The sequence below is a fragment of the Oscillibacter sp. KLE 1728 genome, from assembly GCF_934833455.1.
Lineage (GTDB): Bacteria > Bacillota > Clostridia > Oscillospirales > Oscillospiraceae > Oscillibacter > Oscillibacter welbionis.
The window spans coordinates 1-5,980 of sequence record NZ_CAKVVF010000047.1 but is presented as its reverse complement, the minus strand read 5'-3'; the positions used below and the strand labels follow the sequence as shown (position 1 = coordinate 5,980).

The window sequence follows — 5,980 nt, the reverse complement described above, 5'->3', positions numbered from 1 at the left end:
ATTCCCACCACGGTGAGGCCGTAGGCGGCAATATGGTGCATGCTGCCGGCCTTGACCCCCTCGTCCAGCAGCTTGCCGGTCATCAGGGGGATCAACACGTCAAACGCCACTTCGCCGATGACGAAGATGGGCGTCAGGATGGTGGCTGGCCAGAACTCCTGAATACAGCTGGCCAGGCTCCTTTTTTTCTTCATAGAATACCTCCTTGTGTCTTTGCTGTGCCGGGGGAAGCGATTGAGCCGCTTCCCGGCGGGGCCCGGTTGGTCAAATGAGATTTTGCTTCAGCTTTTCCGCGATGGCCAGGAACTGGTCAATCTCCTCCTGAGAGATGCCTCTGGTCAGCGTCGCCTCTGTGGCGGCGATCCGCCGCTCTGCCTCCTGATTCAGCGCCTGCGCCCGGAGTGTGGGCGTGATCCGCTTCATCCGGGCGTCCCTGACCCCCATAGAGCGCTGGACGAGGCCCTCGTCCTCCAGCCGCTTCAGCAGCCGGGAGGCGGTGGAGCTGCGGATGCAGAGGGCGCGCTCCAGATCCTTTTGATAGATTTCCCGGCCCTGGCTGTGGCAGAGATAACCGATCAAAACGCCCTCGATCTCCGTCAGCATGCTCTGGGGATGGTCGGCAGGCCCCCAAAGCCGTCTGCGCAGGAGATTGGACAGTGCCTTGATCTCATACCCGACGTACCGCTCATGCTGCATGGAAACACCTCCTCCAACTGAACAGGATTATATTTTAGTTAGCAAACTAGCAAATGTCAAGAAGCAATCTGCCAAAATTTCTACGGGTCTTCCTTTAAAATTCGGCAGGCACCGAAAGAGAAGGAGGCGCCCCACACCGAAGGGCGGGGCGCCTCTGAAAAAACGGGTTGGAGGCTGCTGTTCAGCGGCCGCCCCGGGGGCGGTCCGGCAGGAAACAGAGGCAACCGGCCTGACGGCTGGCGTTCAGGTCGATGAGCCGCTGGTTGGAGCTGCCCCGGAACCGGAGGGTCAGGTCCTTCAGCTCCTCTACGAAGCGGCCGTCCACCAGCACATCCAACAGGGAGAGCATCTCGTCTGTCACCTCGCAGCGGGGATGAGTGCCGTCCGAGGTAAGCTCCTCATAGGTGAAGCCGGAGAAGCCCCAGATGGTCTTGTCCGGATACATCTGCCGGACCCGCCGGAGAAAGGGCACCAGGGCCCGCTGGTTCTCCGGTTCAAAGGGCTCGCCCCCCAGCAGTGTCAGGCCGTTGATGTAGACAGGGGAGAGTAGGGAGAGCAAATAATCCTCCGTCTCGGTGGTAAAGGGCTGGCCGTAGCAGAAGTCCCAGGTTTGGGGCTGAAAGCAGTTCTTGCAGTGATTGGTGCAGCCGGAGACGAACAGGGTAACCCGCACTCCCTCGCCATTGGCAATGTCGCAGTTTTTGATCTCACCGTAGTACATGGCGGTCCTCCTGCTATTCTTCAAAATGGGCGCCCGCAGGCGCCCATTTGAGTTTGATCGTTTTTCCCGGGGACATGCGCCTCGGGAAAAACACCGCTCAGTTTGTAAGTGTGCGAGCGAAGCGAGTGCGCGCACAAACTGCAATCTCTTCGTTCAAAAGGCTTTGCCTTTTGAACGAAATATTTTACAGGTGCAGCACCCGGTCCCGGATCTCCTGAGTCCGGCCCTGGTTCCAGAACTGGGTTCCGATGTAGCCGCAGGTCCGGCGGGCCACATTCATCTTGTCCTGGTCTGTGTTGCCGCACTGGGGGCACTTCCAGATCAGCTTGCCGTTCTCCTCCGCGATCTGGATCTCGCCGTCCCAGCCGCACACCTGGCAATAGTCGGACTTGGTGTTCAGTTCGGCGTAGATGATGTTTTCATAGATGAACTTCATCACCTGGAGCACTGCCTCCAGGTTGTTCTGCATGTCCGGCACCTCCACGTAGCTGATGGCGCCGCCGGGAGACAGGGCCTGGAACTGGGCCTCAAACTTCAGCTTGTCGAAAGCGTTGATATCTTCTGTCACATGGACGTGGTAGCTGTTGGTGATGTAGCTCTTGTCAGTGACGCCCTCGATGATGCCGAAGCGGCGCTGCAGGCTCTTGGCAAATTTATAGGTGGTGGACTCCAGAGGCGTACCGTAGAGGGAGAAATCGATATCGCTCTCCTCCTTCCACTTCCTGCAGGCGTCGTTCATGTACTGCATCACCTGCAGGGCGAAGGGGGTGGCGGAGGGGTCCGTATGGCTCTTGCCGGTCATGTACTTCACGCACTCGTAGAGGCCGGCGTAGCCCAGGGAGATGGTGGAGTAGCCGTGGTAGAGCAGCTTGTCGATGGTCTCGCCCTTCTTCAGCCGGGCGCAGGCGCCGTACTGCCACAGAATCGGGGCCACGTCGGAGAGAGTGCCCTTCAGCCGGTTGTGCCGGCACATCAGGGCACGGCGGCACAGCTCCAGCCGTTCGTCAAAGATCTTCCAGAACTTGTCCAGGTCGCCGCCGGAGGACAGAGCCACGTCAGGGAGGTTGATGGTCACCACGCCCTGATTGAAGCGGCCGTAGTACTTGTGCTTGCCAGGCTCATAATTGCCGGCGTTTGCGATGTTGCCGATGCCGGCATCTGTGAAGCGGTCCGGCGTCAGGAAGGAGCGGCAGCCCATGCAGGTATACACATCGCCCTTCAGCTCCAGCATTTTCTTGGCAGAGATGTAGTCGGGCACCATCCGGCGGGCGGTGCACTTGGCCGCCAGCTTGGTCAGGTAATAATAGGGGGAATCCTCGTGGACGTTATCCTCCTCCAGCACATAGATCAGCTTGGGGAAGGCGGGAGTGATCCACACGCCCTTTTCGTTCTTCACGCCCTGGTAGCGCTGCTCCAGGGTTTCCTCAATGATGAGGGCCAGATCCTTTTTCTCCTGCTCGTTCTTGGCCTCACCCAGGTACATGAACACCGTCACGAAGGGGGCCTGGCCATTGGTGGTCAGCAGGGTCAGCACTTGGTACTGGATGGTCTGGACGCCGCGGCGGACCTCATCCCGCAGACGGGTCTCCACCAGCTCCTCGATCTTCTCCCGGGTGGGCCGGATGCCCAGGGCCTCCATCTCCTGCTCCACCAGCCGGCGGATCTTCTTCCGGCTCACATCCACGAAGGGGGCCAGATGGGCCAGGGAAATGGACTGCCCGCCGTACTGGTTGGAAGCCACCTGAGCGATGATCTGAGTGGCAATGTTGCAGGCGGTGGAGAAGCTGTGGGGCCGCTCGATCAGGGTGTCTGTGATGACGGTGCCGTTCTGAAGCATATCCTCCAGATTCACCAGGTCACAGTTGTGCATGTGCTGGGCGTAGTAGTCCGAGTCATGGAAGTGGATGATGCCCTCCCGATGGGCCTCCACGATGTCGGCGGGCAGCAGCAGCCGCTCGCTCAGGTCCCGGGAGACCTCGCCGGCCATGTAGTCCCGCTGGGTGGAGTTCACCACCGGGTTCTTGTTGGAGTTCTCCTGCTTGGCCTCCTCGTTGCAGCACTCGATGAGGCTGAGGATCTTCTCGTCGGTGGTATTGCTCTTGCGGACCAGAGAGCGGACATAGCGGTAGGTGATGTAGTTCTTGGCCACCTCATAGGCCCCGTGAGCCATGATCTGGGACTCCACCAGGTCCTGAATCTCCTCCACAGAGGGGGAGCGGTTCATCTTCTGACAGCTGAGTTCCACGGACTCCGCGATCCGCTGGATCTGGACCGGGGTCATCCGGGCGTCCTCCTCGATAGTGTTGTTGGCCTTGGTGATGGCGGCGATGATCTTCGTGATGTCGAAGATGACCTCCGTGCCGTTCCGCTTCATGACTTTCATGGGACTCTCCGCCTCTCTTGTAGAATCAATCTCAATTGTAATATATCTAGTAAGCATTGTTATCATACCACACTAGATATGGGATGAAAAGTTGCATTTACCATAGTGTCTTCCAAAATTCGGCGGGGAAATTTGTGCGTTCCGGAGAAAAGCTGTCGATGCGGAAAAACCGCCCCGTGCGGCAGGGCGCGGAGCGGTCGGGATCCGGAGAACAGTTAGGTCAGCTCTGTGTATTTGGCGGCGCTGCCCCGGGCCTTTTCCACCGGGTACTTGGCGGCGTTCTGATCCACCTTGGCGTTCAGGATCTCATCCAGATCCAGGCCGCACACATCGGCCATCAGGACGCAGTAGCTCAGCACGTCCGCCAGCTCTTCCCGGATGCGGCCCAGCTTGTCCCGGCACTCCAGATCCGTGCCGCTCCACTGGAATATCTCCAGCAGCTCCGCCGCCTCCAGGGACAGGGAGATGGCCAGGTCCTTGGGGGTGTGGAACTGCCGCCACTCCCGGTCGTCCCGGAACTGGATCACCCGACGGATCGTCTCATCCCGCAGCATGGATGTCAACTCCTTTTCCATAAAATCAGGATTCACTCCGCCCGGACAGCCCAGCGCAGCTTGGTGGAGTGGGCCCGGGGGTTCCGGCGGCACTCCTGAGGGGAGGGACGGGTGACCTCCTGGGCGATGTCGCTGTAAAGCCCCTCCCGGTACTGCTGGCGGAAGGCCTGCTTCACCAGCCGGTCCTCCCCGGAGTGAAAGGTGAGGATGGCCGCCCGCCCGCCGGGCTTCAGCACATGGGGGAGCTTTTCCAGAAAGGCGTACAGCACCTCGAACTCGCTGTTCACGTCGATCCGCAATGCCTGGAAGGTCCGCTGGCAGGACTTCTTCACCGCCTCCTTCCGCTCCCCGGCGGGGAGGAAAGACAGCGCCCCCTCAATGAGGGCGTACAGCTGGCGGGTGGTATCCACAGTGCCGCCCCGGCGGAACACCTGAATGACGGCCTTTGCGATGCGGTCCGCGTAGGGCTCGTCGGAATTTTCCACCAGCAGGTTCTCCAGCTCCTCCTGGTCCAGCTGCCGCAGCCGCTCCGCCGCGGTGACGCCGGAGGAGGGGTCCAGCCGCAGGTCCAGGGGACCGTCCTGCTTGAAGGTAAAGCCCCGGGCCGGGTCGTCGATCTGCATGGAGGAGACGCCTAAATCCGCCAGCACGAAGTCGAAGAGCACGCCGGGGGCCACCTGGTCCACGTCGGCGAAATTCCGATGCTGGATGGTGAGGAGCTCCGGCCCGAAGCCCGCAGATGCCAGCCGGGCGCGGGTCTTTTCCATCTCGATGGGGTCCACGTCCGTGGCATATAGGTGTCCTTGCCCCTGGAGCTGTGCCAGCATCCGGCGGGTGTGGCCGCCGTAGCCCAGCGTGGCGTCGTAGCCGGTCTGGCCCGGCTGGATCTGAAGGACCTCCAGGATCTCGTCTACCAGAATGGGGATGTGCATCCCTGCCGGGGTCTTGCCGCTCTCGATGATCTTTTCTACATCAGAGCGGTAGTTCTCCGGGTCATGCTCTTTGTACTTCTCCTGAAAGGTGCGGGGGTGGGTGCCCTTGTACCGGGGGCGGCGCTTGTGCTCCTGCTCCATGGGATCAACTCCTTCTCTGAACCGCTATCATATCACAGCCGCAGCCAAAAGAAAAGTCCCGCCGCATTGACAGAGCGGCGGGGACCGGATACAATAGACATTCAGCAAGGAGGCAGATTTTTATGGTAACTTTGGCACAGCGCATTGAGGAGCTGCGGACCGCCAGGGGCCTGAGCCGTCCGGCTCTTGCCGCCGCCCTGGGCTTCCCCCGCACGGCGATTGAAAAGTTTGAGACGGGCCGCCAGACCCCCACCCAGGACCAGCAGAACAAGCTGGCGTCCTACTTCGGCGTGTCCCTCTTCTATCTTCGGGGAGAGACCAACGACACCACCCAGATGTCCGACTGGATGGACGGGGCGTTTCTGGACGAGCCCGCCCCGGTTCCGGCCCCCAGGCGGGCGGCAGTGAAGCCGGCGGTGGCGGCGTCCTCCGGCGGGGAGGGCGGCACCATGTTCGACGCGTTCCTCACCAGCAAGAAATTCCAGGAGGCACTGCGCACCGCGGTGCTGGATACTCTCCGTACGCCGGAGGGCCAGGAGCTCCTGACCAAGGC

The 5,980-nt window shown here is 60.9% G+C and carries 6 protein-coding genes and 1 pseudogene; 1 reads left to right on the top strand and 6 read right to left on the bottom strand.

The features are described from left to right. The 6 genes and pseudogenes from QVE23_RS11025 to rsmH all read right to left on the bottom strand — a co-directional run. Window positions 1–194, bottom strand: a pseudogene (locus QVE23_RS11025) (ABC transporter ATP-binding protein); the annotation flags it as partial. Window positions 195–264: 70 nt separating this feature from the next. Continuing rightward, entirely contained in the window at window positions 265–696 is a 432-nt protein-coding gene (locus QVE23_RS06930; RefSeq protein WP_021748615.1) for a MarR family winged helix-turn-helix transcriptional regulator, read from the bottom strand. A gap of 181 nt (window positions 697–877) precedes the next feature. Beyond that, a complete protein-coding gene (nrdG, locus tag QVE23_RS06925; protein ID WP_021748614.1) occupies window positions 878–1,417 on the bottom strand; it encodes an anaerobic ribonucleoside-triphosphate reductase activating protein in 540 nt (179 codons plus the stop codon). Window positions 1,418–1,601: 184 nt separating this feature from the next. Continuing rightward, window positions 1,602–3,800 (bottom strand): anaerobic ribonucleoside-triphosphate reductase, encoded by a 2,199-nt coding sequence (gene nrdD / locus QVE23_RS06920; protein ID WP_287967822.1) that lies wholly within the window; start codon window positions 3,798–3,800, stop codon window positions 1,602–1,604. Between the two features lie 215 nt (window positions 3,801–4,015). After that, a complete protein-coding gene (locus QVE23_RS06915; protein WP_334117932.1) occupies window positions 4,016–4,354 on the bottom strand; it encodes a nucleotide pyrophosphohydrolase in 339 nt (112 codons plus the stop codon). Between the two features lie 32 nt (window positions 4,355–4,386). Then, entirely contained in the window at window positions 4,387–5,427 is a 1,041-nt protein-coding gene (gene rsmH / locus QVE23_RS06910; protein WP_287967821.1) for a 16S rRNA (cytosine(1402)-N(4))-methyltransferase RsmH, read from the bottom strand. A 122-nt stretch (window positions 5,428–5,549) separates the two neighbouring features. On the opposite strand from rsmH, the gene QVE23_RS06905 reads away from it, so the two are divergent. Further along, window positions 5,550–5,980 (top strand): helix-turn-helix domain-containing protein (locus tag QVE23_RS06905; RefSeq protein WP_287967819.1); only part of this gene is annotated, 431 nt, incomplete at its 3' end.